Origin of the sequence: Paenibacillus sp. FSL H8-0048, from assembly GCF_038002825.1 — a bacterium.
GTDB lineage: Bacteria > Bacillota > Bacilli > Paenibacillales > Paenibacillaceae > Paenibacillus_AQ.
On record NZ_JBBODF010000001.1, the window covers coordinates 1,171,143 to 1,197,607 of the forward strand.

Genomic DNA, 26,465 nt, shown 5'->3' on the forward strand with positions numbered 1-26,465 from the left:
TAGACTATTTATCGGCTTGGTACCTTTTCCCAGCCGGTTTTTTCTGTAAAATAACATACTTCACTCTACAAGAATATCCGCCATATTCCGACATATTATTTAAGATCTTTTGCTCTAATACATATCCGGGAGATGACCTATGTCACAGCTAATTCAAAAACGGCCAGTCCGTTCCACCAGCATTGCCAACACATTGGCCATTGTACTGCTAGTCATTATTCTTGTCGTCTTCTCGATTCTGGGTACCTTCTTCTATTCCAGCACCCGCAGCATTCTGGTCAGCCAGCAAGAATCGATGCTGATGACCAAGACGCAGGGAATTGTCAGCCAGTTCGATGCTCTGTTTAAAGAGAAGGGCTCACTGGTCAAACAAATGTCCACCAACTCGATTTTCCAAAAATATATTGAGAGCACTACACCAGATCAAATCACCACCTCCCCTTACGCCGCAGAAGCACTTGCTACACTGGCGGACATTGTAAAGTCAGAGCCCTCCTTCGCCGATGCCTGGGTGGCCGGGTTATCCGGTAAGGGATATTTCCTCCAAAATGACGGTCTGGCCTCTAAATCAGACTTCGATATCCGCGCCCGCCCCTACTTCAAGCCCGTATCTGAATCCAAGGGTCTCTATTATTCTGAGCCTTACGCCGATGTCAATAATGGCAAAATGCTGATGGGCATTTTCTATCCGATTCTGAATGACAGCAGCCAAATGATCGGCTTCATTGCCGCAGATATTGCCTTCGATGACATCCCGGAGATTATGCAGAGCTATTCCTTGGGAAGCACCGGCTTCTCCATTCTGGCTACACGCTCAGGCGATATTCTCTACCACCCGGATAAGGCTAAAGTGCTGAAGGAGAAAATTACAGACAGTCCGGGCGATCTCGGGGCCATCGGCAAAAAAATGATTAACGGCGAATCCGCCGTATCGCTCATCGATGATAATGGTGACCCCCGTTATATCGGTTATGCCACCAGTAAGGATACCGGATGGTCTGTAGGCTTAACCATTACCCGGAATGAGGCGCTTAGCGAGCTAACGTCCTTCACCCGGATTACCATTACCGGTTTTGCCGTGGCCGCGCTTCTGCTGCTGGTCATCTGTTATCTCATGCTGCGTTACCTCTTACGTTCTATTCCCAAGCTGCTGGCCGCTATCAAACAGATTGCAGACGGCGACCTAACCGTTCAGCTTAGTGACGCCTCCCGCAACGAGATCGGGCAGATTGCTCATGGCATCGCGGGCATGGTTCAGAAAATTCAAGGCATGATTCAGGTGATCCATAATACGACTCAGGTGCTTACTCAGTCTTCTCACAACCTGCAAGCTGTCTCAACCAAAACCGCGATAACCATGAACGAAACGGCCACGGCCATCAATGAAATTGCGAATGCAACCAACTACCAGTCTGCTGAATCCGAGAGCATCCTCCACAAAACGGGTGCATTATCAGATCAAATAGACGAAATCACCAGTGACGCTCAGGCTGTAGGCACCATGGTGCAGAACTCAGCCCAGCTCAGCAGTTCGGGTCTGGATTTGGTCGAGCAGCTCTCCAAAGCCGCCGAAGACAATCACGCATCCACACAGGCAATGTCGTCGCTCATTGAGGATATTGATCTGAGCCGTCATGAGATTTCAGGAATCGTAGGCACAGTGAATCAAATTGCCACCCAGACCAATTTGCTCGCCCTTAATGCTTCCATTGAAGCTGCCCGCGCAGGTGAACACGGCCGGGGCTTTGCCGTGGTGGCCGGTGAGGTGCGTAAGCTTGCCGAGCAGACAGCCCGGGCTACCGAGGAAATATACAAGAAGGTCAGCGCCATTGAGGAAAAAACAAGTCTATCCGTAGAACACACTACGCTGAACCTTACGATTGCAGAAGAGAACGCCAAATCCGTAGAGGATGCGAAGCAGCTCTTCTTCAGCCTGAACAGTGACCTGGAGGAGCTGAAGATCAGGATGCTGCAGATCAGCAATAACACTTCGATTGTCCACAAGCATAAGGATGAGATTCTGCAGGCAATCGAGGTCATCTCTTCGACGACTGAGGAGAATTCTGCCTCCACTGAAGAGGTCAGTGCCAACACACAGGAGCAGCTCGGCAGTATTGAGCAGGTAGCTGAACTGTCCAGAGAGCTGAGCGAAATCTCTAAGAAGCTGGAGGAGGAGCTGCGGCAGTTCAAGCTGGAATAGCGGAATATGCCAAAACAACGCCAAGTGGATGTCCCGCTTTGCGTTGTTTTTATCATTCGGAGGCATATGATAGGTTCGGTGCTATTTTAACATATATTTGCTTATGGTCTTAGGCGCATAGCTCTTTGTAATATACAGCTCCCCGCCTCCCGCATAAATGTAATTATGCCCGGTTTCGTAGTCGTGCCAGCTTGTGGAGAGATGATATTTAATCTGCAGGTTTGCCGGGTCCAGCACATAGAAATCTTCCTTAGCTATATCTCCCTCAAAGGTCTCAGGATCAATCACAGCCGGACGCTCCTGCCATTGGTACTGCTTCTCGACTGTAATCTCACCCGATGGCGTTATCCTGCTGTACCATTCGCGGTCCCCGGCTTCACCGATCTGCTGCTTACCAAGCAACTGATTGTCTTTGCTGTACAATTTGTAGATGTTGTCGCTCTTGATCAGATAGTTATTGCCTGTCGTATCAATCCGGTCCGCCTTGTTCAGAGGACGCACCCACTTCTTGGCGCCGCTTGCGTCATAGCCGAGTAACAGCCGGGCATCCTTACTGCTCATCTGAATCAGGAACGACCCGCCGCGAAGCGGATGCACCTGGAAATAGGAGTCTTTCACCGTTTTGGGAACAGTGTAGGTAGCCAGCGGTGTTGTCAGTGCAGTCAGACTGCGGTATACGCTGATACTATAAATATGGTCTTGTTTATCTATCAACTGATGCATAACGTACCCGTTCGGGAGTAACTCAAGTATCCCTGTGGTCCATTTGCCGGTCAGCTTCAGCCCGCTTACCTGCTTCCCTTCCTGATTATATTCAGTAAAAGCAATAGTTTTTCTGTTGGCACTTAGTCCGGACCGGATACTAACATTTCCGTTATCCAGAAATACCGGCGTGTAAGAATCGGTTATTGTTTTGGTCCACTTCCGTTTGCCGTTCGGATCGACAGCGGTGAGATCGTAGGGGATGCCGCCTTTCATTTTGTAGAAGTAGGAGTAACCGTTACTGGCAGAATGAAAACCATGAGCAGTAAACGGCTGGTCGTTAGCCATGTCCGAATAATCAGATACCCAGTTGGCCGAACCGTTAATGCGGTCAACGGATGCGTACAACATGCCCGAAGACTTCTTCTTGGAAGGGGATACGGTTACGGTCTTGACTAGAGGAATGAACATCCGCTTCATGCTCTGCTGGGTGTCTATAGTGCCCCAGAAACTAAGTCCATCCGGCAGCGTATAGCTCCATTCCGGCGCAGGCAACTGTTCAATGACCTTCCCGGCAGCGGATGTACGCCCGGGCAACAACACCTGTGCAGCCAATGCCAGCGTAAATGCCGTGGTGAGAAACTTGAATCGTTTTGGTAACATACTATTATCCCTCTTTTGCTATGTATTAATGTTCCAGTCTGATCTATTATAGGATCACGCTGACAATATGGACAGGTTAATAAATGGATTGCCTTCTAACAGGCGTAGCTGTAATACCTGTAAGGCTAAAATCAGCAGACTGTGGAAAGAAGGGAATCTTCATTGGACGAGACTATAAATATACAGGAGCACATCCTGATCTGGAATCATGCAATATTTCAAATTATGGATATCAGACATATACAACTGCAGACCGGTGATAACGTCAGACCGTATCTGCTTCCCTCCAGCGCCTATTTTTACGTTACACAAGGTCATGCATCTGTCACCTTAGACGGTGCAGAGCATGCTGCCAAGCCTTACTATCTGCTTCATGGGGGCAAGGGCGCTTATCTCGATATCCGTCTTACTGACCATTCTTTTGAGTACTATCTTATTCTCTATAAAGCCAGCCTGCCGCTGTCCGGGAGGCGATATTCACCGGGGCGGACGGAGCCAGCGCTCCCCTTCTCCTTGCAGTACGGATTCATTCCGCTCCATCCGGCAATTCTCTATCAGTTGGCTGAACGGATGCTGGACGAATGGCTTGTGCAGGAACGGCTGGAACAGCTGCATGCCAAAACTTTGTTCTACCAGTTTGTCTACGAGCTGCTTCAACAGATGGATGAGCAGCAGGTCAGCCCCGTAAGGCCGGATCTGATCTCCCAGATCATCCATTACATAGAGCAGCATTATGCCGAACCGGTCACGCGGGATTCGCTGGCACGTGTTTTCAACTACAGTGTACCTTACCTGTCCAAGCATTTCCGGCGCGTGACCGGGACAAGCATCATTGATTACTTGATCCGCATCCGAATCAATCAGGCGGGAGACTTGCTGCAACAGACCGACTTGTCTATGCAGGAAATTGCACGCAGCATCGGGTACACCGATGTATCCTATTTCATCAGGTTGTTCAAAAAAACGGCCGGCGTTACCCCCGGTGAGTTCAGAAATGCTTCGCTGCGCCAGGTGAACAGTTCCTATCGTCCTATTATAAGGCTTCAATCGTCCATTGCTCCGCGCAGGCTTCGTTACTATATTGGTAAGAGAGATGATAATCATTATCAATACAGTGGAAAAGGAGATTTACCGATGTACAAGAGCAAATTACCTGTAGGAGTGACTGTATTACTGTGCCTGGCACTCCTGCTAAGCGCCTGCGCAAGACCAGCGAATACGAATGGCGGAGCAAGCAATAATACTGGAGCTGGCACAACTTTAAGCACCGGCAGCAATACCGGCAATGCCGAGACCGGGAAGACAAATGTCAGTGCCGAGACTATCACCTTCAAAGCAGTGAACGGTGAAATACAAATCCCCAAGAATCCGCAAAAAATCGTAATGGTCGCAGGAGCCTTCACCGGCCATCTGCTGGCACTGGGATTAAAGCCGATTGCAACCGGGGATGAGTCTTTTAACAGCTACACAGAAGGTAAACTGGACAATGTTGTCAATCTAGGCAATGACATCCCTTACGAGCAGATTGTTGAGCTGCAGCCTGATTTAATTGTGGTGTGGAATGATCCGGCTGCAATCGAGAAGCTGTCCCGGATTGCGCCGACCGTCGCTGTAGAATACGGAGTTCCTTTCCGGGAGCAATTAATGGAATTCGGGACAATGACCGGCCGGGAAAAGCAAGCCAAAGCCTGGATTGAAGCGTGGGATGCCCAAATCGCCAAATACAAACCACTTGTGAAGCAGGCTGTAGGTGAGCGCACGGTATCGATTTTTGATGCAGGAAGTGCCAAGGAGTTCTATGCTTACGGCAGCTTTGGGCGGGGCGGCGACATTATCTATGGCGAGTTCGGACTGAATGCACCGCCGATTATTCAGAAGGAAGCTATTGACAGTGGCCAGGGCTGGGCCAAGCTATCCCTTGAGCTATTGCCGCAATATGCCGGGGATTATATTTTTATCAGCGGATGGACAAGTGAAGAGAATGCCGCATGGATCTTCGAGGGCAACATCTGGGACAGCCTCCCCGCTGTTAAGAATAATCATGTCTACCGAGAGAATAGCCGCGGCTTCGTGTTCAGCGACCCGATCTCCCTGGATGCCCAGCTCCAATTTGTGGTAGACAGCTTGCTGGGAATGAAATAGATTCTGCATGAGTCTAGAGCGAATGATAAACCAGCCGGGAAAGTTGCTCCTCAGTGTGCAGCAGCTTTTCCCGGCTGGTTTGCCAGTACCCGGGCTGTCCATTACAATGACAGTACACAGGCTGACAATGCCGATTCTCGGGAGGAGAGTATGACATGGAAGCATGGAACCGTCCCCGATGGGGGCAATTAACGGTTGAGGAGAAAATGCACACGATGCAGGAAGTACTTAAGCAGCTGCCCGCTGGTTTCAAGTGGCTGCGCTTAGAAAGGTTCGAACGTTACGGCCAGTCTCTGGAAACAGGGGTCTTCTTGTATGAGGGCAGTGAATATGTGTTCGTGCCGGGCGACTCGGTGACCCTGGGCCGTTCAGAAGTACATATGTATGCGAAGATGTCTCCTGTCCGCGAGGCTGTGATCGGGCCGTTGCTTGTCCAGCGCCAGCCTGTATCGGCAGGCTGGTATGAATGTCCGCTGGACCGGCTCGACGCGGAGGAAGACGAGGATGTATTCGAAGCGATCGAGGAGTTCCGTCAGGGACCGCACACCAGCTATGAGTACTCGCAGTCTTTCCGGCTGGAACGGGACGGTGATCAGGTCGTCGTGTTCCTGTTCGACGATAGCGAATCGTTCGGGGAATGGCGCGAAACGGAGCTGCCGGAGGGCTTCACCCTGCCGACTGAGGATGAATGGGAGTATCTGTACGGCGCAGGCGTCCGGACGCTGTTCCCGTGGGGCGACGAGATTGATACGTCCATGCGCCTGAGACATGTGTCCGGTTCAAGTGAGGCTAATGCTGAGGACCCGTATCCGCTGGAGCTGCCGAATGCGTTCGGCCTGTGCTTCCCTGGCGATCCCTATAAGAAGGAGCTGGTGCTCACTGAGGGCGGCATCACTGGTAAAGGCGGCGACGGCGGCAGCAATCTGCACGGCGGCCAGGGCGTTGCTCTGGGATATCTCCCAACCGCGACCGCTTTCCGCGATCCTTATGAGAGCGAGCTGGAATGGGAGGATCTGCTGGATTGCCTCGTGTACCGGCGGGTAGTGAGACTGTAGACCAACCATTCAGACACTGTAAGAGGAGGCATACAAGCAATGGAAATCCAATTAAGCGGCATGTGCGGCAATTCACCGAAGAACAAGCTGGCTGAAGATTTAGCCGTCGCTCTTATTACTGGAGATACCAAAACATTAACCCATCTGCTATCTGGCGATACTTCTGTGGAGCTTGTTGGCAGCGAACGTTATCCGTTGTCTGCCGTTCTCCAGGGAGAAGCTTCTGTTCCGGAGCTCACTTTACTTACGATTGAACATGCCATCTCCCACGGCAAAATCGCTGCTGTGAGCGGGAATTGGATGACGCGCGGCGGAATTCGCTTCGCCTTCAGCGACCACTACAGCTTCGCTACAACCAAAGGCACTGAAGTGGCTGCCGCCCGCTGTTACCGGATCAAGCTGGACTGACCTGAAGTTTGTACTCAGCGAAAAGCCGCCCGCTTCGCTAACGCGAATCCCGGACGGCTTTTTTTCATTATGTTAGTTAGTTTTATACCCCTTGCGATATAAGCTCACGCTTAGCGGGGGCTGCTCCCTCTGTGTCCGATTCTGGACCGTTGTCCATCTCCTCCACACGCGCCACATTCAGTTCCTGCTCATTCTGATGAAGCTCCTTGACCATATTCCTGTAGATATGGGCTTCTTGACGGTCCAGCCCGTCACGATTCTCTTTCATGATCCAGGTTTCCACGGTTCGCTTGAGAATTTCGCCTTTTCGTTCCAACAGTTTCGTATAAGTCAACGTTTCTTCATTCCCTTCCCTATGCTTAGAGTTCATACGCCGGGTAAGCTCAAATGTGACTTCCGGCGTAACGTCTACTATTATACGGGAAAGACCCGGCTCACCCAATGCGGTGCAGCAGGGCTTACACAGGGTGAGCCGCACTGAGCTTAGAAGAGACCAACTCAGCAGGCAGGGTTCGTAAACATGCGGATAGATGCTCCCATATACGCAGGATAGGAGTAGAATAGCATCACGCACACCTTGCTCAGTCGGCCCGCACCTCCGGCACGGTCCATTGTAATCGGTTTTCCGATTACATTTCCGTTCACACCTCTCGCCCGGGCCATCGTAATCGGTTTTCCGATTACATTTCCGTTCACGCCTCTCGCCCGGGCCATTGTAATCGGTTTTCCGATTACATTTCCGTCCACGCCTCTCGCCCGGGCCATTGTAATCGGTTTTCCGATTACATTTCCGTCCACGCCTCTCGCCCGGGCCATCGTAATCGGTTTTCCGATTACATTTCCGTTCACGCCTCTCGCCCGGGCCATCGTAATCGGTTTTCCGATTACAGTCGGCCCGCATACCTCGCTCTGGCACATTGTATTTTCACATGCATCCTGTTCGTGTCCATACTGCCGCTTCAGCCCCGCAGCTCCACACGGAATATGCTGCCTCCGCCGGGGCAGTTCTCAGCCCTAATGTTGCCGCCAAGCGTGTCTACCAGCTCCTTGGCAATGGCAAGGCCCAGTCCGTGGCCCCCGGCTTCCCGCGAACGGGACTGGTCAGGGCGGTAGAACCGCTCGAAGATCCGGTTCAGATCTTCCGCAGGAATACCCACGCCTGTATCCTCCACCTCCAGCTTCAGCCAAGGGCTGCCATTCTTCTGAATAGACGCAGCCCGCAGAATCACGCTGCCGCCTGCGGGTGTGAACTTAATGGCATTCTCCAGCAGAATGATCATAAGCTGCACCAGCTTCTCCTGATCCTGTTTCACCGGAAGCTCCGCCGGAGCTTCAAGCTCTAGCAGGATCTGCTTCGCTTCGGCCAGCACGCTCAGGCCGGAGAGCATACGGGCCAGAGCCGGCGCGAGGTCGAAGCGCCGGAGGTCCTGCTCCAGCAGCCCGGCATCACTGCGGGCCAGCAGGAGCAGGTCCCGGGTCAGCGCGGTCATCCGCTGGACCTCGGAATACATCCCGTCCACCACATGACGGGTGAACGGCTGTTCATTGATGCTGTCCTCCAGCTTCAGCGTCTCGATGGAGGACAGCAGCACGCTCAGCGGCGTGCGGAGCTCATGCGAGGCATCCGCCGCGAAGTGCTTCTGCCGGTCATACGCCCGGCGGACCGGAACCATCGCCTGCCGCGACATTACCCGGCTGAAGACGGCTGCCAGCAGGATGAATGCCGCGGCAATGGCGGCCAATACGCCAAGCAGCCAGCGGAATAACTGCTGCTGGAAGGTAACGTCTTTGCCTGCATACAGGATACCAGCAGGCTGCCCCTTATGCTCGAAGGTCCGGCTGCCGAACAGATAAGCAGTCTGTGGGCTGTCCTTGGGGTCATTGCCCTTATGCAGCGGGCCTGGCCCTTGCTCCAGCTCCACAATCTCTAGTCCCTTCCCTGTTGTCCCCGCCGTACCGGAGTCTGCAAGCTTCAGCACCTGCTCCTTCAGTCCCGGCTGAATCTCGCCGCTGCCCAGCAGATTGCCTTCCGAATTCAGGATCACATAGAACGACTGATCCGCACTGAGCGTAAAAGCCTGGTTACCCGGTCCCTGATACTGCCCCTGCAGCAGTTCTTCGTACATTGGCCCTTGCAGTTGCTTGACTTCGGCATCCAGCAGCAGGTTAAGGCGTTCCTTCTGGTTATTCCAGATCAGGAGATGCAGAAGCAGATAGATGATCAGGAAGGACAATAGCAGAAAAACACTCATCAGCGCACTGTACCGCCAGGTAAGCCGCTTCCGGGTGCGCGCGAACAAGTCATTACCGGAGCGGCCCCCTCCGGAACGAGGAATATTATTTTTCAAAGCTATACCCCACTCCCCGGATGCTCTGTATATGCTGCTGTACCCCGTCCAGAAGAGCCAGCTTCTTACGGAGAAGCTTGACCGTAGCATCGATGGTCTTCAGCGTAACCTCGGATTCCATCCCCCAGATCCGGTCCAGGATCACCTCGCGGGTAAGCACCGTACCCTGATTCTTCAGGAGCAGATCCAGGAGCTGATATTCTCTGGGCGTAAGCTGTACCTCTTGCTCCGCTGCTGCAATCCGGTGGCTGCTGCGGTCCAGCACCAGCTCACCGATCTTGCACGTATCATTCTCCAGCGGGAGGAAGGTCCGCCGCCCCAAGGCCCGGAGCCGCGCCAGCAATTCGTCTATTTCGAACGGCTTCACCAGATAATCATCCGCGCCCGCATCAAGACCGCGAATCCTGTCCTCCAGCGAATCTCTTGCCGTCAGCATCAGGATTGCCCCGGGGTAGCCATCCTGCCGCAGCTGACGGCACACCTCCCGGCCATCCCGCTCCGGCAGCATCCAGTCCAGCACCAGCACATCATAGCCGGAGACACTGGCGAGATCATAGGCCTCATCCCCGGAAGTGACCCATTCAACGGTATATCCCGTTTTCTTCTTAATCATATGTACAATAAGTTCACCCAGCCGGATATCGTCTTCCGCGAGCAGGATCTTCATGTGGTCCTCTCCTTCCTCAATATATCAAGATACCACATTCCGGTGAAAATCAGGTGAAAACAATGCGTTTGCCCTTTCTCCGTCTTTTCACCCTGGAAGGCTAGAGTAAATGGCAAGCCATACAATACCTGAAAACGGGAAAGGATGATTTACCTATGAAAGCAACACGTAATCCGTTCACTCCAAAAGCAGGCAAGCTGATTGCCGGCACCATGGCGGCAGCACTCGCCCTAGGCACTGGCGGGCTAAGCGCCTTCGCTGCCTCTTCCACTGCGGCCACTAGCGTTACGAGTGTCCAATCTGCAACCTACAGCAGCAGTCCGGCTTCGCTGCTTCCAGTTCCTGAAGCAGGACAGCCCCCTCTGGCAGGTGCGGAGCCGCACACCCCGCCGCCCGGTCTTCCTGGCGGACCCGGTCCCGGGCTTGGCGGCATAGACCCTACTGAGCTGCTCAGCACGTTGGGCCTGTCGGAAGCGGAACTGCGGACTGCCCTTGAAGCCGGGAGCTCCCTCTCCAGTATAGCCGAAGCGCAGCAGGTAGACCCGCAGAAGCTGGTCCAGCTTGCGGCAAGCGGACTACAGGCCCAGCTCAGGCAGGAGTATGCAGACAGCCGCATTACCGAGAGCGTCTATAAGGCCCGTCTGAGCGAAATCTCAAGCCGTGCAGCGGCCTGGGTAAGCCAGACCCGGCCGCAGCCGCCGGCTCCAGGAACAGGGGCGGCTGAGCTGCCACCACTCGGTCCGGGGCTGAAGGACCTGGACCGTTCAGAGCTTGCAGAGCTTCTTGGCTTAAGCACAAGTGAACTTACTGCAAGCCTGGCAGACGGAAAGTCGCTGGCAGATCTCGCTGGCGCCAATGGAACCAGTTCGAAGCTTATTAATCTGGTTGTAGGCGCCCTGACGCAGGAATTGAAGGACCGCTTGGCCAGAGGAGACCTGTGGACGGATGAATATTCAGCTGAACTGGCGAAAGTTCAGACCAGGGCTGCAGAGCTGGTACAGCATCAGCAGCCGCTGCCCCCGCATCTCCAGCAGAATGACAAATAAACAAAGAGTATAGCGAAAAATACAATACCGAAGAGCCTGTGTCTAACGATGCAGGCTCTTCGTGTTGAAGAGATTTTCCAGCAGGTGCTAGAATAAAAAGTCGTTTCCACTCGAATTCTGTCAGGGAATTAGCTTATAATGATCACACTGCGACTTGACCGAGGATGGAACAGGACCAAGCAATCCAGAATAACCCCAAGGAGGAAGTCCATTGTATAAGGTGCTGATTGTAGATGATGAAGTTTTTGTGCGGAAGGGCTTGATCCGGATCTTAAGCGAATGCTCGCCGCAATTCGAAATTTGCGGTGAAGCCGAGAACGGGGAGCAAGCGCTTACCCTGATTGAACAATTGAACCCGGAGCTGGTAATTGCCGATATCCGTATGCCTGTGCTGGACGGGCTGGGACTGATCAAGAAAGTAAAGACGGAGCTTGTGCAGGAGCCTATTTTTATTATTTTGAGCGGATATGCCGACTTCTCGTATGCCCAGCAAGCCTTCCGGTACAATGTGTCCGATTATATCCTCAAGCCCGTTGACGAACAGGAGCTTACGGTTGCGCTCAGCAAAATCGCCCATATGCTGAACAAGAAGCAGCTCCTCTCCATCACCCGTGAAAAGCCTCTGGTCGAGACGGTCATCGAAAGCCTGCTGCAGACCGAACCCGATGATCAGGTCATGGGGCGGATCGCCTACGCGCTGGAGCTTCCTCTCACCTCTTCCTATACGTATCTCATCGTAGAAATGCAGGATCAGCTCCCCGCCGGAGAAGTCGATTACCTGCCTGCACTGAAGGACTCGCTGCTGCGTTATTTCCGCCAAGAGGCTCAGACTCTGCTCCTTCATGTACGTACGAACAATCAATACGGGGTGATCGTGCCCGGCCATTGGGTCGATGATCCTAATCCATCCCCATGGGGAGGCTACCGTGCGATGCTGGATGCACTGGAGCGGGAGCTTGGAGCAAGCATCGCTTTGTTTGTTGGCCGGAAGGTAAGCCATCTCAAGCAGATTGCAGACTCCGGGGCCAGTGCCGAGCAATGCCTCCAGTACCGTTTTGCCGCCGGCTTCGAAGGCATTTATATGGCGGACAAGCTGCTGGAGCTGCCCTTATACTATTTCGACATCGATGAAGGGTTGCACAGCAAGCTGATTTACGAGGTTGAAGCCAATGACAATAAGGGTTACAGCTCTACTGTCGACGCTATCTTCACCATGTTCCAAGAGCGCAACTTCGCCCCCGGGGCGGTGACGAACACGATCCGGCGCAGCATGATTGCCATCATCAATATTATCCGGCAGCTCGAAGGTGACGAGAATACACTGCAATGGATGCATGAGCTGCTTAACTGGCCGCTGAAATACCGCAATCTGAATCAGCTGAAGCAGATATTCCAGCAGTTTATCGCCGAAGCCGCAGAATATATCGCAGAGAAGCGCGGCGGCAAGAGCGAAGGCAATATTGAAAAAATCAAAAAATACATCGACGGGCATTACCGTGAAAATATCTACCTCAAGGGCATTGCCGCCGATTTCGATATGAACCCGGTCTATCTTGGACAGTTATTCCGCAAAACCTACGGAGTGTATTTCAATGAATACCTGCTGACCCTGCGGATTGAGGAGGCTAAGCGCCTGCTTCGGCAGACCAAGAAAAGGATGTACGAAATCGCGGAGCTGGTCGGCTTCCAGAATGCGGATTATTTTGCCACCCAGTTTGAAAAGCTTGAGAATATGACGCCAACCGATTATCGCAATATGATGATTGGGCAGTAAATAAGGAGGCTCCCTGCCGTGTTCAACTTCCGTCTGAATCATATGAAGCTTAGAAGCAAGCTGATTGTCATCTACATTGTATGCGTGTTCATCCCGATCGTCTTGACCAATGTAATGTTCTATCAGGTTACTACCGCCAATATCAAGAATCAGAAGACAGCGGATGCCGAGCAGGCGATGAATCTGCTGCAGGCTGAGCTGAGGACTGTCATTGAGGATGCGGCAGGCATATCCTACCTCTACTCTATTGACCGGCAGCTGATTCAACATCTGAATACTACCTATGCTTCATCGGACTACTATGTGGAGTCGCTGAACGCCATATCGAATCTGTTCAACCGGACCGACAAGGAGAACAAGGTGCTGAGCTCCTCGGTGATTATGACCGACAATCCAACCGTCCTGGCCTCAGCCCATATCATTAAGCTGGAGGACAGTATGCGCCAGCAGGACTGGTATAAGCAGATCAGTAAGTTCAGCAACACCCACCCTCATCTCTATGTAACGCCCGATAGCATCAGCGTGATCCAGCGCCTTACCGACCGCAGGCTGGAAACCTACGAGCATGTGCTCAAAATCGACCTGAACATGAACTATATCCGGCAGATTCTGGATTTATCCAGCTTCAGCGGTGATTTCTATATACTTGACCCGTCGGGCCAGGCCCGCTTCGGCCGTCTCTCCAGCGGTCAGCCCAGCGGGCTGATTACCGCGGCGCATACCCTGACCCCAACTGAGATTCCCAAGCCTAAGCAGGCCATTGTGATCGACAAGACTTACCAGAATAACCGTTATCTCAGCGGCTGGTCGATTTACGGCGTCCTGGATGAGACCCTTATTTTGTCTGACGTCAGACAATCCGGGCAATTTATCCTCTGGTTCGCCGGTATTAACTTCCTGGTTCCTACCATCGTAATTATGATCATGTCCCGTTCGATCCACACGCGTATCAAGAACATCCTGAAGCATATGAAGTCTGTAAAAGACAAAAACTTCGGACTGATCCCCTACCACCTGGAGCGCGATGAGATTGGCGAGCTTACCGTCGAGTTCAACCGGATGAGTAAGCGCATTGAGAACCTGATCAATGATGTATATGTTGCAGAAATACAGAAGAAGGAGCTTGAGCTGCGGCAACGGCAGGCCCAGCTGCATGCGCTGCACAGCCAGATCAACCCTCACTTCCTGTTCAATGCACTGGAGACGATCCGAATGCGCAGTATGATGAAGGGCGAGACACAGACGGCCCGGACAATTCAGAACATGGCGAAGATTTTCCGCAAATCAATCATGTGGAAGAGCAGCTTCGTTACGATCCGCGAGGAGCTTGAATTAATTGAGAGCTTCCTGGAGATTCAGAAATACCGCTTCGACAACAAGCTTGAATATCACATCGAGGTGGACCAGTCACTGCTGAATATTGAAATTCCGAAGATGGCCTTCCTTCCCTATGTAGAGAACGCCAGTATTCACGGGATTGAGAATATAGCCGGCATCGGGTATATCAACATTCAGATCGCCCAGGAGAACGGGCAGATTGTCTTCGTCATTGCAGATAACGGCGTAGGCATGGACCAGGCCAAAATCAGTGAGCTTATGCATTATCTGGACGATGAGTCCGCCATGGGGGATTCAATCGGGATGAAGAATGTAATCACCCGGCTGAGGATCACCTACGGGGAATCGTTCACCTTCTCCATTACGAGCGAGCCCGGAGCGGGAACCCGCATTTTGCTGCGGCTGCCTCTGGAGAACAAATAAATAAATATAGGGTATACCTTAATTATTCAAAGACTGATCTAAGGTTTGCCCTGTAACAAAGTTAAACGCTTTCTTTTATAATGAGGTTGTTCAATAGCACAAAGTAAAGAAAGGGGATATGAAATGCGTACAAAGAAATGGTTGCAAACCGGACTGGCTGCTGTTATGGCTTCAGCCCTCCTCATTGCCGGCTGCTCGGGCGGCAACAACGGGAACAAGAACAGTTCCAGCGGCAACGACGGCGAGGTAAGCACTGAGCCGGTAACGTTCACTTACTTCGGCTTCGGGGCCAACAAGGATACCATGGCCAGTGATACCACCATCGGTAAGAAGCTTCAGGAACAGACAGGTGTAGACTGGAAAATGGAATATGTAGTTGGCGATGGAAGCACCAAGTCCGGTGTTATGATTGCCGGAGGTGATTATCCGGATGTCATCTCTCCAGTCGGCGAGCTGGCCAAGCTGCTCGATGCCGGTGCATACATTCCGCTCAATGATCTGATTGAGAAGTATGGCCCTAATATCAAGCGTGTCTACGGCGATTATATGAACAAGATCACCAATGAAGACGGCAACATCTATATCCTTCCCTTCACTGCAAATGTAAACGGATACTTATCGCCGCCAGATCCAAGCAGTACCTTCTGGATGCAGAGACGCGTCCTTAAGGAATTCGGTTACCCGGAAGTGAAAACGCTTGACCAGTACTTTGACCTGATTGAGAAATACCAAGCTAAATACCCTAAGGTGGATGGTAAAGACACCATCGGCTTCGCTACCTTCGCCGGTACAGCCGGTGAATTCTTCACCATCACCAACCAACCGATGCATCTGGCCGGTTATCCGAATGAAGGCGGCGTCCTGGTGGACATGGAGTCTCATGAAGCCAAGCTGTATCAGGGAACCGAAGATGAGAAGCGCTGGCTGGCTAAATTGAACGAAATGAACGGCAAGGGTCTGGTTGACCCTGAGACGTTCACAGCGAACAAAGACCAGTATCTGGCTAAGCTGACCTCCGGCCGTGTACTCGGATATGTCAACTATTCCTGGCAGATCAACGACGCCACGAACAATCTGAGATCCGCCGGTAATGACGATCTGCGTTACGTTGCCCTTCCGATCGTATTTGACGAAGGCATCAAAGATGCTTATGTTGATCCTCCTTCCTTCGTGAACAACCGCGGGCTGGGTATCTCGGTCAGCGCAAAAGATCCGGTCCGCATCATCAAGTATTTTGACAACCTGCTGACCGATGAGAACCAGAAGCTTGTCGAGTGGGGCATTGAAGGCGAAACTTACACGAAGAACGCTGAAGGCCGTATGGTGATGAGCGAAGAACAGCTGACAAACCGCAACGACAATGATTTCAAACGTAAATTCGGCTTCGCATATTTCGATTATGAATGGCCGCGTTATGGCGATAATTCCGTGTATGATGACGGCAACGCCCACGTTCCGTTCAACCAGCCGGAAGTTGCAGCGATCAACTACACAGATGGCGACAAAACACTGCTGGAGAAATACAACCTGAAGACCTTCTCCGACTTCTATGCCGAGCCGGTAGAGCGTCCATGGTACCCTGCCTGGAGTATTGAGAAAGAACCGGGCTCCCCTGAGCAGCTCTTCAGCCAGAGAGCCGGCGATTTGCAGCAGAAGTACTATCCTCGTATGGTGCTTGCTGCCCCTGGCCAATTTGAAAAGGTCTGGAGTGAATACCTGGCCGAATACAACAAGCTCGATGCTAAGGGCTACGAAGAATTCATGACTAACAAGATCAAGGACCGCATCGACGGCAAATGGTAAGCGTCAGCTTCCCAGATGCCGCATGATGAACCGGGAAAAGTGAAGCCTGCCTTCACTTTTCCCTTCTACACTTGTTAGCAAATAGAGAATATGGAGCTTGGAAAGGGGACGGTACAGGTGGGAAAAACCGCTGTGCAGTTGGCAAAATCGAATAATACCGGTACTTCGCGCTTCAAAACCTTTTTTAAAGAGCTATCTAAACAGAAAATGCTGATGCTGATGTCATTGCCCTTTCTGTTATGGGTGATTATATTCAAATACCTCCCGCTATGGGGATGGACGATTGCTTTTCAGAAATTCAAGCCAGCCAAGGATCTGTTCGACCAGAAGTGGGTCGGCTGGGACAATTTCAAATTCCTGTTCCAGGAACAGCAGTTCTATCGCGTCCTTCGTAATACCCTGGTTATGAGCTCCATTAACCTGGTTCTCGGATTTGTAACAGCCATCGTACTGGCCCTGCTGCTGAATGAGCTGCGCAATGTGTTCTTCAAACGCACCGTGCAGACGATCAGTTACCTGCCTTACTTCATTTCCTGGGTCGTAGCGGCCAATATTGTACAAATGGCACTGGCACCGGAAGGGATTATCAATGTGCTGCTGGTCAAAGCGCAGCTTATTGATCATCCAATTCTGTGGCTGGGCGAAGGTAAGTACTTCTGGGGAATACTCGGGGTAACGGAGGTCTGGAAGAATGTCGGCTGGAATACTATCATCTATCTGGCAGCCATCACCTCCATCGACCCTTCTCAATATGAAGCGGCTGAGATTGACGGGGCATCCCGTCTGCAAAGAATGTTCTATATTACCCTGCCGGGTATCAAGCCGGTTATCGTACTGATTCTGATCATGAACCTCGGCCATATTCTGGAGTCCGGCTTCGAGGCACAGTACCTGTTAGGTAACGGGATGAACCTCGACTATTCGGAGAATCTGGATATCTTCGTCCTGAAGTACGGGATGCAGATGAATAACTTCGGGTTAGCCACCGCAGCAGGTATGTTCAAAACGCTGGTCAGCTTCATCTTCTTGATTGCAGCCAATAATATCGCCAAGCGTATGGGCGAAAGCAGATTGTACTAGAAAGGAGGACACAAGTAATGGCTAAATCCAAAACCAATTCATACCGGAATTCTTCTCTTGGTGACCGAATCTTCGATATATGCAATACGATCTTCATGATTCTCTTGGTCATTGTTACCCTCTATCCGTTCCTGAATATGTTTGCTCTATCATTCAATGAAGCGAATGACTCTGTCCGCGGGGATATTTATATCTGGCCTCGTGAATGGACGCTGCGCAACTTCGAGTATGTATTCAGTGAATCCAACATCTTCTTTTCAACGTTTGTTTCTGCAGCACGGACGGTAATCGGCACTGTGGTCTCCGTATTCTGTACAGCGATGCTGGCCTATACGGTAAGCCGTCCGGAATATAAGCTGAAGAAGTTTGTGTCCGTCACGTTTATTTTCACCATGTACTTCAGCGGCGGTCTGATTCCAGGCTACCTGCTGATCAAAGAGCTGAACATGCTGAACAGCTTCTGGGTCTATATCATTCCGGGCATCATCGGCGTATTTAATATGATCGTCATCCGCTCCTTCATTGAGGCACTGCCTGAGGGACTGATGGAATCGGCCAAAATCGACGGCGCAGGCGACTTCATCACCTTCTCGCGCATTGTGCTTCCGCTGACCGTGCCGGCGCTGGCTACCGTCTCCCTGTTCGTGGCGGTCTATCAGTGGAATTCCTGGTTTGACGTCTTCCTGTACAATTCCTCCACGCCAAGCCTGAGCACACTGCAATATGAGCTGATGAAGATGCTGTCAACATCCAACACCGCGATGTCCAGTTCCTCAGCAGCCGATGCCTTTGCGAACGCGCAGGGCAACAAATCGACCGTTACACCGACCTCTATCCGTGCTACGATGACCATTGTGGCCAGTGTGCCGATTATCATCGTCTATCCGTTCCTGCAGAAGTATTTCGTCAAAGGGATGGTTGTCGGCGGGGTCAAAGGCTAAGTCTAGCCGAAAAAAACAGCAAGCCAAAACAAGCGATCCTCCGGGGGCTGTATGCCTTCAGAAGGGTCGCTTTTTTTAAAAATTGCTGCAACAGTACCTTCCTTTAAAAGGACGGCAAAGCCGTTTCCACTTGATTGCTTGTGCTCGCCATCAAATTCTGCTCCAAGCGGGCTTTCGTTGCCGTATCCGGCAAATATAGCATAATCCGCTGGTCCGGGTCATTGGGGAACTGGAGGTTAATTTGTTCAAACTCCATCACTCCAAGTGCAGGGTGAAGCAGTTTCTTGTAGCCGTCAAGACTACTCGGCGCCTCGTGCCCCTGCCACATCCTTGCGAAATCGGAGCTTACCTTCTTAAGATCAGCAATTAATTGGCTAAATGAAGCATCCTCCAAATAACGGGCTCTCGATGTCTGGAACTCAGCTACAATTCTCCGGGAGACCATTTCCCAATCCTCTGAACCTTCTCTCCAGACAGGGTCAGTGAACTGGCGCCACATCAAATTGTAATCATGCGGCGGTGACGGCCGGCTAATCGTAAATACAGCTTCCGCCGCTGTATTCCAGGCCAGAAAATCATACCTCCTCCCGATGACATAAGCAGGATTCGGATTGAATTCGTCCAGCATCTTCTGAACATACGGGCTGATCTTCTCCTCAGCAGCGGCCAGTTGAGGCGGTAGTGACTCTCCTGACAGCAGAAAAAGATGCCGGCGCTCATTGGGCGTTAGCTTAAGTGCCAAAGCAAGACTCTCCAGTACACCGACTGAAGGGCTTATATCACGCCCCTGCTCAAGCCGCGTGTACCATGAAAGACCTATACTGGCGAGTTGAGCAACTTCTTCGCGGCGTAAGCCTTGTGTCCGGCGGCGGCCCCCGGAAGACAATCCGATATCTTGCGGCGAGATTGAAGATCTTGCTTTTCGCAAAAAATTCCCCAAGGCTAAACGGCGTTCATTATCATCCAACTAGGTAGCCCCCTTATCCTGTCACTCGTAAGCCTACCATAAAGAAGGCTCTCCTCCCAAAACAATAGCCAAAGTATACTCAATGTGATCAAGGATATCAATATACCTGGCGAAAAGGAGAAATAACATGACAAAACATTCTGAACTATTATTGAAGGACAAGGTGATAATGATTACGGGTGCCGGAAGGGGGATCGGGGCTGCGGCAGCAAAGTGGTTTGCCGTGCAGGGCGCCTCGGTGATGCTCGTCTCACGGACAGAAGCTGAGCTGCGTGCACTCAGAAATGAGATTGCGACAGCCGGAGGAGAGGCGGAATATTTCACAGCCGATCTGGCAGAAGCAGGCGGCGCTGAGGAAGCGGTCATCGCTACAGTAAAGCGGTATGGCCGGCTTAATGCCGCTTTCAACAACGCTGGTATCGGGGTCACCGTATCCTCTTTGGTCGATGAGAAAGAAGAGGATTTCGACCTGATCCAGTCTGTAAACTATAAAGGGGTTTGGCTGTGCATGAAAGCCCAGATTACAGCAATGTTAAACACCTCCGGATCAGGCGCAATTGTCAATACCAGCAGTGTCGGCAGCTTAAAAGGTAATCCGGGCTTGGGTGCTTACGGTGCCTCCAAACGCGGGGTTAACAGTCTTACGCAAACGGCTGCCATCGAATACGGACCGGCGGGCATTCGGGTTAATGCCATTGCCCCCGGCACAACGATGACAGATATGATACAGCAATGGGTCTCCATTAATCCTGAGATTATTGAGCAAATCAGTGCCCAGACGCCCCTCCGGCGTCCGGCTGAGCCCATAGAAATTGCACAGGCTGCAGCCTGGTTGCTTAGTGATCAAGCTTCCTTCGTAACAGGGGTCATCCTGCCGGTGGACGGAGGGCTGAGTGCCTAAAGAATGATCACCGTCCCCTTTTCTGTCCGGCCGATACTTGTCTCAGGTGCTTATAATCCATACATTGGTAAATCGAAACAGGAATGAATTATAATGTACAGGTAAAGTAGCCTGATGACATTCATATAAGAGCCGGGAGAACGGGGAGAAAACATGACATGAATATAGCTGTTAAATTGATGCAACGTTTCAGAGATTACGATAACCGGAATATGCTTACTGTCTACCGGGACCAAACGGAGCAAATCCGCAAACGCAATTTGCAGACATGGGATGACACCAAGCTTCAGGAGGAGTCCCTCCGGCTCCGGCACGCCGTCCAATCCGGCATAGCTCTGGACGAGCTGCTTGTCGATGCTTATTCATTAGTCTGTGAGGCGGCCTCAAGAACACTCGGATTACTGCCATATGATGTCCAGATCATGGCCGGGATTGCCCTGCACGAGCGAATGCTGATCGAGCAGCACACCGGTGAAGGCAAAACCCTCTCAGCCGTAATGCCGGCCTATCTGAATGCGCTGACCGGCAAAGGCGTGCATGTGCTGACCTTCAATGATTATTTGGCCCGGCGGGATGCACAGTGGATGGGTCCCATCTACCGTTTCCTGGGACTATCGGTGGAATCGGTTCAAGCAGGTATGAGCCTGAGCGAGAAACGGGCGGCCTACAGGAGCGATATCACCTATGTTACGGCAAAAGAAGCAGGGTTCGACTACTTGCGGGATACTATTGCACTCACAGAAGCCGCTACGGTACACCGCCCTTTCCACTACGTCATCGTGGACGAAGCCGATTCCCTGCTGCTTGATGAAGCGCGGGTACCGCTTGTAATCAGCGGCGAATCCGAGGTCAGCCATAGCGACGGCGTGCGATACGCGGATCTGGCCCGGCAGCTGCTGGCTGGAGAGCATTACGATTATGATGAATTTCAGCGTAACGTGTATCTGAACGATGCAGGTGCTGCCCAAGTGGAGGAGCTGCTGGGTTGCGGTAATCTCTATGATAGCCGGAACAGTCAGCTGTTAACCTCACTGAATTGTGCGCTGCATGTGGAGGTTTTACTAACCAGGGACATTGATTACATCGTTCGTGACGGCGCTATCGAGCTGATCGAAGAGTATACGGGACGCGTAGCCGAGAACCGGTATTTGCCGAACGGGCTGCAAGCCGCACTGACTGCCAAAGAAGGACTGAAATGGACCGCGGGCGGGAAAATTCTCGGCACCATCACCATTCAGCACTTCATTAGCCTATATCCGGAAATCTGCGGAATGACAGCTACAGCCTGCGCCTCAGCGATGGAATTCAAGGATATCTATGCTCTGCAGGTGGTGGAGATTCCGCCGAATCAGCCGAACATCCGGGTAGACCACCCTCACCGGATCTACACGCACAAGGAAGCCAAGTACCTGGCGCTCGTACAAGAGATCACTTCTGTCCACCGGGAGGGACGGCCTATGCTAATCGGAACCGCAAGCGTGGAGGAGTCGGATATGCTGGCTGAAGCGCTTGCGGCTGCCGGTGTTCCCGCTCAGGTCCTCAATGCAAAGAACGACACTGAGGAAGCCGCAATCATTGCCAAAGCGGGCGAGCTCAGCGCCGTAACAGTCTCTACGAATATGGCGGGACGCGGGGTTGATATCAGGCTCGGCGGCGGTGATCCGGCACAGGCCGAGGCTGTCGCCAGGCTGGGCGGCTTATATGTCCTTGGTACCCATGTGAACGAAAGCGTGCGGATTGACAACCAGCTTCGCGGAAGGTCAGGCCGCCAGGGGGACCCGGGAGCTTCTGTATTCTATGTCAGTCTGGAAGACGACCTGATGCGCCGCTTCAGTTCCCCTGCACCAGCCCATACGCTCAGACAGGAGGAAGCTATTGAAGAACGGGGGCTCAGCCGCAAGATCGCAAGTATTCAGCAAATCGTAATGAGCCAGAACTTCGATATCCATAACGAGCTGAACCGTTATTCAGATATGATCGAAGACCAGCGGCGGATTCTCTACGCTGAGCGGCTCCGCATCCTGCTGGGCGAGCAGCAGATGAGCCCTGCGGAGCAGCGGGTTCGGCTGTTCTATATCGATGAATGCTGGGCTGACCATCTGGCCTTCGTCTCCTATCTCCGCGAAGGTATTCACCTGGAGAGCATCGCCAGCCGCAGCCCGATCGATGAATTTCATACGCAGATTACCTCAGCGTTCGATCAAATCCCGGACAAGCTTGACCATGCGGCAGAGGCTATGCTGGCCAGGCTCGGCGGGTCCAATGATCCTGCTGAATGGGAACGGCTGGGACTGAGGAGCCCTGCTTCGACCCGGACTTATATCATTAATGATCAATATCTCCAGAATAAGCGCAGCTCATGGACGGGAACGACCGTCGTAGCTTTTTGGCTTCGTCCCATTGCACAAAAGCTATTGTCCCCCTTCATTAAGCAGCCGAAATACTAATAGGGCCCTTATATAGCAGAAACGGCTACGCCGTCCTTAAGAGGATGGCGTAGCCGTTTGTAGTTTGTCCGAGTAACCGCTTCTCCGCCCTTTCCCTGCTACTTAACTGTAGAACTCCCAGAATACAAGCTGGGCCAGCAGAATCGACATCATCACCATGGGCACGATGGCCGGCCAATGGTTACGTGCCGGTGGGACAGACGGAGACCGGCGCTTCATCAAGGTTAGCAATAGCGCAGCGATAAGCAATGCCGCCAGGCCGGTCAATGCAATATTCACTATAATCTGAGGATATACGTCCGCATACGCACGTTCACTGTTGCTTAGCATCCGCAAAGCCAGCACCAGATTGTTCACGACCAGACCGGTACCGGTTAAAGTCAATCCGGCCGTAAGCTTCCGGTTAGCGGAACGGGGGGCAGGACGGTTACGGAGAGCTCTCCTTTTGCCCAGAAATGCCTGTACCAGCAACACAAACGGAGCAATTACAAAATAAGCAATCGCCAGTGCAGCAAGTGCTGCACTGATGAGCAGCATCGGCATGGACCGGCCCGGAGACAGCGGCAGATAATCGGTGGTGTACACCGAGACAGTCTCTACCTTTCCCTCGTTCACTTTAGCATACAGCATCGGCCACGCATCCAGCCCTGAATCCCCGCCCGTCTTCTCATAGAGGTAGGGCTGAACCTGCTGATAGCTCCCGCTCATCCCGACAAGAGACACCTGAAGCTGACCTTCGCCCTGAGGCTCAAGCTTCATCATCGTGAGATAAGGGAACAGCTTCATGAAGCCGTGTCCGGGACGGCGCGCTGCCACGAATCTGCCTTCCACCTCTGACACGTCCGGCAGAACCGCTGTCTCCGTCTGCGCTCTCTGTCCCACTGCCGCTTTGGTCAGACCATGAACAATATGAGATTCGCCCGCCTGATTCGTCATGACGATAACCGCAAACCGGTCTTCCGGCACAAGCATCAGATTGGTGGCAAAAGCAATCGTGTTCCCGCCATGTCCCAGTGTCCGGTGTGCCCCGGGATACTCCCAGAATCCATGGGCGATGCCCGGCATAGCTTCCGCAGCGGAATGACTCCGGGTCAGCATCGTATCCAGCGTACCCGACTTCTGGAACAACGGGGATTGCTCTCCGGCTGCTGGAATGAAGGCCATGGCAAACTTGGCCAGATCCTCCGCAGTCCCGTTATTGCCGCCGTTAGGGTACATGGACATATAATTCCATGAGCCCTGTTTGAAGGAGCCTTTACCGGCGAAGAAATACCCTTTTGCCTTGTGCTCCAGCAGCTCCGGACGATCTTCCACCACAGAATACGCGATAGAATGCTTCATACCCAGCGGCTCAAAAATATGCTCCTGGACGTATTCATGATACGGTTGCCCGCTGATTCTCTCCACAATGTAGGCGGCCAGCGAGTTGCCGTAGTTGGAATAAGCGACCACCTCACCCGGTCTGTAGATCTGAGCCGGCTGGGCCAGCTTTAGCCCTTCTTCCAGTGACCGCACTTCCTTAGGAGACTGATATGCCATGTCGAACATATACTCTTCGAATCCGGCACTGTGGTTCATCAGCTGCAGCATCGTGATCGGCTCGTCATACTTCAGCTTGGTTAAGAAATTCTCCGGCAGAAGCTTACGGATATCTTCGCTCAAATCCAGCTTCCCCTGCTCGGCCAGCTGCATGACTGAAGTCCAAACTGCAAGCTTGCTGATCGAGCCCCATTCCATGACCGTATCCGGGGAGACAGGGATCTGCTGCTCCACATCGGCGTAGCCGTACCCCTTGGACAACACAATCTGTCCATCCTTAACCATCACAACCGACGCGCCTACGGTCTGCGTTCCTATGTACTCTTCAACATACTCGTCTACAAAAGCTTCCAGCCCGTTCAGCGGGATACCGGATGGGGTAGCTCCCCCGCCACGTGCCGTTCCACTGCCTTGCTCTGCCGCCTTCGCTGTAACCCCTCCGCACAACAGCAGTAATACCGCGAATAGAACTATCATTCCTCGTCTCCGCAAAATAAGATCTCTCCCTAATCCAGCAAATTCTAGTAGCTCTTCTATTCTAACAAAAACCTGACACTTCAGCCGTATATTCTTGTAATTGTTTAAACGGGGTATATAGTATAGAGACATGATATTTATCGCTGAAAGGAACTCTATCACCTATGATCCTCTTCATTCACCGCAAAGATCTGCGGACTGCTGATCTGCCGGCCTTTGACGCTATAGCTGCTGCCGGAGTATGCTCACTGCATGTATTAATACTGGAGCCGTTTCTGCTAAGGAATAAGCGTTATCTGGAGCATAGCGGCCGCAATTTCCTCCAGCATGTTGCCCGCCTCCGGCAGGAATATGCGGAGCAAGGCAAGCAACTCCATCTCCTGTACGGGGAGCCGGAGGAGATCCTCAGACGGCTGGCACAGCTGCATCCCATTCAGGAGGTCAGCATACATGCAGACTATACCCCCTATGCCCTTAAGCGGGACCAGTTGCTGCGAGAGACTGCCCATGCGCTGGGACTTCGCTTCCAGGCACCGCATGACCGTATGCTCTGTGATGATCTGGAAGATTTCATGGATTGGTGCGGCCGGAGTGAGCCGTTCAAGGTGTTCACCCCCTTCTACCGCCGCTGGCGCACCTACCTCGCTCAGCGGTTTCGGCCCCCGTACACTGAGGGAGTGGAGAGCTTGCAGACGGCGGATCTTCATCCAGAGGTGAGAGATGCCTTCAGGATTCCTGAGGAAATAACACAGCAGCTCACTCCAATGGACCTCGACGCCAAGGTGATGAATCCAGGCCTCACACTGGAGGATTTCATTATGAAAGAACTCCGGCATTACCCGGATACCCGCGACCAGTACGCGGAGGACCGGACAAGCCGGATGAGCAGCCATCTGAATGTTGGGGCTATCTCAGCACGCGCTGTCTATAGCAGGCTGATTGAAGAAAATGGGCTGGGGGAGGAATGGCTGCGGCAATTGGCCTGGAGGGATTTCTATCTGTATCAGGCGAGGCTGGACGGGGATTTCTTCAATTATGAGAAGGTCTATGATCTGTCTGCTCTGGGAACACAGCACTTCGAGGCGTGGTCCCAGGGCAGAACCGGCGTTCCGGTCATCGATGCGGCCATGCGCCAGTTGAATGCAACCGGCTGGATGCCGAACCGCCTTCGGATGATTACGGCGATGTTCCTGACGAAGAATCTGGGCTGTCCGTTCATCTACGGCGAACGTTATTTCCGGCTCAAGCTAAGCGATTACGACAATGCCCAGAACCGTGGCGGCTGGCTGTGGAGCTCTTCGCTCGGCTTCGATGCCTCTCCCTATTTCCGGGTGATGAATCCGGTCACCCAATCCCAGACTCATGATCCGGGGGGCAGCTATATCCGTACCTGGCTGCCAGAACGCGCAGACTGGTCTGACAAAGACATTCATTTGCCTGCCGATGATGCCATCGTTGACCTGAAGCGGTCCCGGGCGCTGGCCATTGAAGTCTATAAAGAGATTATGCGAAGCCGCAAGAAATGATAAAGCCGGGTCATAGCC

At 52.5% G+C, this 26,465-nt stretch carries 20 protein-coding genes; 13 read left to right on the forward strand and 7 right to left on the reverse strand.

Annotated features, from left to right (window positions below; all coding sequences use genetic code 11):
• Positions 1–139: 139 nt before the first annotated feature.
• A complete protein-coding gene (locus NSU18_RS05130) occupies positions 140–2,200 on the forward strand; it encodes a methyl-accepting chemotaxis protein (RefSeq protein ID WP_341021465.1) in 2,061 nt (686 codons plus the stop codon).
• An 81-nt stretch (positions 2,201–2,281) separates the two neighbouring features.
• Here NSU18_RS05130 and NSU18_RS05135 read toward each other — a convergent pair whose 3' ends face one another.
• Complete coding sequence (locus tag NSU18_RS05135; RefSeq protein ID WP_341148417.1) at positions 2,282–3,565, reverse strand: hypothetical protein; 1,284 nt, start codon at positions 3,563–3,565, stop codon at positions 2,282–2,284.
• A gap of 225 nt (positions 3,566–3,790) precedes the next feature.
• Between NSU18_RS05135 and NSU18_RS05140 the strand changes: the two genes are divergently transcribed.
• The 3 genes from NSU18_RS05140 to NSU18_RS05150 all read left to right on the forward strand — a co-directional run bounded on the left by NSU18_RS05140 (position 3,791) and on the right by NSU18_RS05150 (position 7,170).
• A complete protein-coding gene (locus tag NSU18_RS05140; protein WP_341148418.1) occupies positions 3,791–5,707 on the forward strand; it encodes an AraC family transcriptional regulator in 1,917 nt (638 codons plus the stop codon).
• A gap of 155 nt (positions 5,708–5,862) precedes the next feature.
• Positions 5,863–6,762 (forward strand): SUMF1/EgtB/PvdO family nonheme iron enzyme, encoded by a 900-nt coding sequence (locus NSU18_RS05145; protein ID WP_341148419.1) that lies wholly within the window; start codon positions 5,863–5,865, stop codon positions 6,760–6,762.
• 39 nt (positions 6,763–6,801) lie between these two features.
• Positions 6,802–7,170 carry a hypothetical protein gene (locus NSU18_RS05150; RefSeq protein ID WP_341148420.1) on the forward strand — a complete coding sequence of 123 codons (369 nt, stop codon included), beginning with the start codon at positions 6,802–6,804 and terminating at the stop codon, positions 7,168–7,170.
• 82 nt (positions 7,171–7,252) lie between these two features.
• Here the strand turns inward: NSU18_RS05150 and NSU18_RS05155 are convergent, their stop codons facing one another.
• From NSU18_RS05155 to NSU18_RS05170, 4 genes are all read right to left on the reverse strand, one after another.
• The gene (locus NSU18_RS05155) at positions 7,253–7,438 is read right to left on the reverse strand and encodes a hypothetical protein (protein WP_341021455.1); all 186 of its coding nucleotides are present in this window, start codon (positions 7,436–7,438) and stop codon (positions 7,253–7,255) included.
• Between the two features lie 230 nt (positions 7,439–7,668).
• Positions 7,669–8,088, reverse strand: coding sequence for a hypothetical protein (locus NSU18_RS05160; RefSeq protein WP_341148421.1), 420 nt, complete (start codon positions 8,086–8,088; stop codon positions 7,669–7,671).
• Positions 8,089–8,129: 41 nt separating this feature from the next.
• The gene (locus NSU18_RS05165) at positions 8,130–9,422 is read right to left on the reverse strand and encodes a sensor histidine kinase (RefSeq protein ID WP_341148422.1); all 1,293 of its coding nucleotides are present in this window, start codon (positions 9,420–9,422) and stop codon (positions 8,130–8,132) included.
• A gap of 85 nt (positions 9,423–9,507) precedes the next feature.
• Positions 9,508–10,185 carry a response regulator transcription factor gene (locus tag NSU18_RS05170; protein WP_341021449.1) on the reverse strand — a complete coding sequence of 226 codons (678 nt, stop codon included), beginning with the start codon at positions 10,183–10,185 and terminating at the stop codon, positions 9,508–9,510.
• Between the two features lie 155 nt (positions 10,186–10,340).
• On the opposite strand from NSU18_RS05170, the gene NSU18_RS05175 reads away from it, so the two are divergent.
• The 6 genes from NSU18_RS05175 (at position 10,341) to NSU18_RS05200 (ending at position 18,590) form a co-directional block, all read left to right on the forward strand.
• Positions 10,341–11,231 carry a hypothetical protein gene (locus NSU18_RS05175; RefSeq protein ID WP_341021447.1) on the forward strand — a complete coding sequence of 297 codons (891 nt, stop codon included), beginning with the start codon at positions 10,341–10,343 and terminating at the stop codon, positions 11,229–11,231.
• A 220-nt stretch (positions 11,232–11,451) separates the two neighbouring features.
• On the forward strand, positions 11,452–13,005 hold the full coding sequence (locus NSU18_RS05180; RefSeq protein WP_341023295.1) for a response regulator transcription factor: 1,554 nt from the start codon (positions 11,452–11,454) through the stop codon (positions 13,003–13,005).
• 18 nt (positions 13,006–13,023) lie between these two features.
• Positions 13,024–14,766, forward strand: coding sequence for a sensor histidine kinase (locus NSU18_RS05185; RefSeq protein WP_341021445.1), 1,743 nt, complete (start codon positions 13,024–13,026; stop codon positions 14,764–14,766).
• Positions 14,767–14,889: 123 nt separating this feature from the next.
• Positions 14,890–16,569, forward strand: coding sequence for an ABC transporter substrate-binding protein (locus NSU18_RS05190; RefSeq protein WP_341148423.1), 1,680 nt, complete (start codon positions 14,890–14,892; stop codon positions 16,567–16,569).
• Between the two features lie 117 nt (positions 16,570–16,686).
• On the forward strand, positions 16,687–17,649 hold the full coding sequence (locus NSU18_RS05195; protein WP_051493410.1) for an ABC transporter permease: 963 nt from the start codon (positions 16,687–16,689) through the stop codon (positions 17,647–17,649).
• Positions 17,650–17,666: 17 nt separating this feature from the next.
• The gene (locus tag NSU18_RS05200) at positions 17,667–18,590 is read left to right on the forward strand and encodes a carbohydrate ABC transporter permease (protein WP_036694305.1); all 924 of its coding nucleotides are present in this window, start codon (positions 17,667–17,669) and stop codon (positions 18,588–18,590) included.
• Between the two features lie 103 nt (positions 18,591–18,693).
• Here NSU18_RS05200 and NSU18_RS05205 read toward each other — a convergent pair whose 3' ends face one another.
• A complete protein-coding gene (locus NSU18_RS05205; RefSeq protein ID WP_341021443.1) occupies positions 18,694–19,557 on the reverse strand; it encodes a helix-turn-helix transcriptional regulator in 864 nt (287 codons plus the stop codon).
• Positions 19,558–19,684: 127 nt separating this feature from the next.
• On the opposite strand from NSU18_RS05205, the gene NSU18_RS05210 reads away from it, so the two are divergent.
• Together NSU18_RS05210 and NSU18_RS05215 are read left to right on the forward strand one after the other, a co-directional pair.
• Positions 19,685–20,458, forward strand: coding sequence for an SDR family NAD(P)-dependent oxidoreductase (locus NSU18_RS05210; RefSeq protein ID WP_341021442.1), 774 nt, complete (start codon positions 19,685–19,687; stop codon positions 20,456–20,458).
• 158 nt (positions 20,459–20,616) lie between these two features.
• On the forward strand, positions 20,617–22,905 hold the full coding sequence (locus NSU18_RS05215; protein WP_341021441.1) for a preprotein translocase subunit SecA: 2,289 nt from the start codon (positions 20,617–20,619) through the stop codon (positions 22,903–22,905).
• A 102-nt stretch (positions 22,906–23,007) separates the two neighbouring features.
• Here the strand turns inward: NSU18_RS05215 and NSU18_RS05220 are convergent, their stop codons facing one another.
• A complete protein-coding gene (locus NSU18_RS05220) occupies positions 23,008–24,921 on the reverse strand; it encodes a serine hydrolase domain-containing protein (RefSeq protein WP_341021440.1) in 1,914 nt (637 codons plus the stop codon).
• A 164-nt stretch (positions 24,922–25,085) separates the two neighbouring features.
• Here NSU18_RS05220 and NSU18_RS05225 point away from each other — a divergent pair, with 164 nt between their 5' ends.
• Positions 25,086–26,447, forward strand: coding sequence for a cryptochrome/photolyase family protein (locus NSU18_RS05225; RefSeq protein ID WP_341148424.1), 1,362 nt, complete (start codon positions 25,086–25,088; stop codon positions 26,445–26,447).
• Positions 26,448–26,465 lie beyond the last annotated feature (18 nt).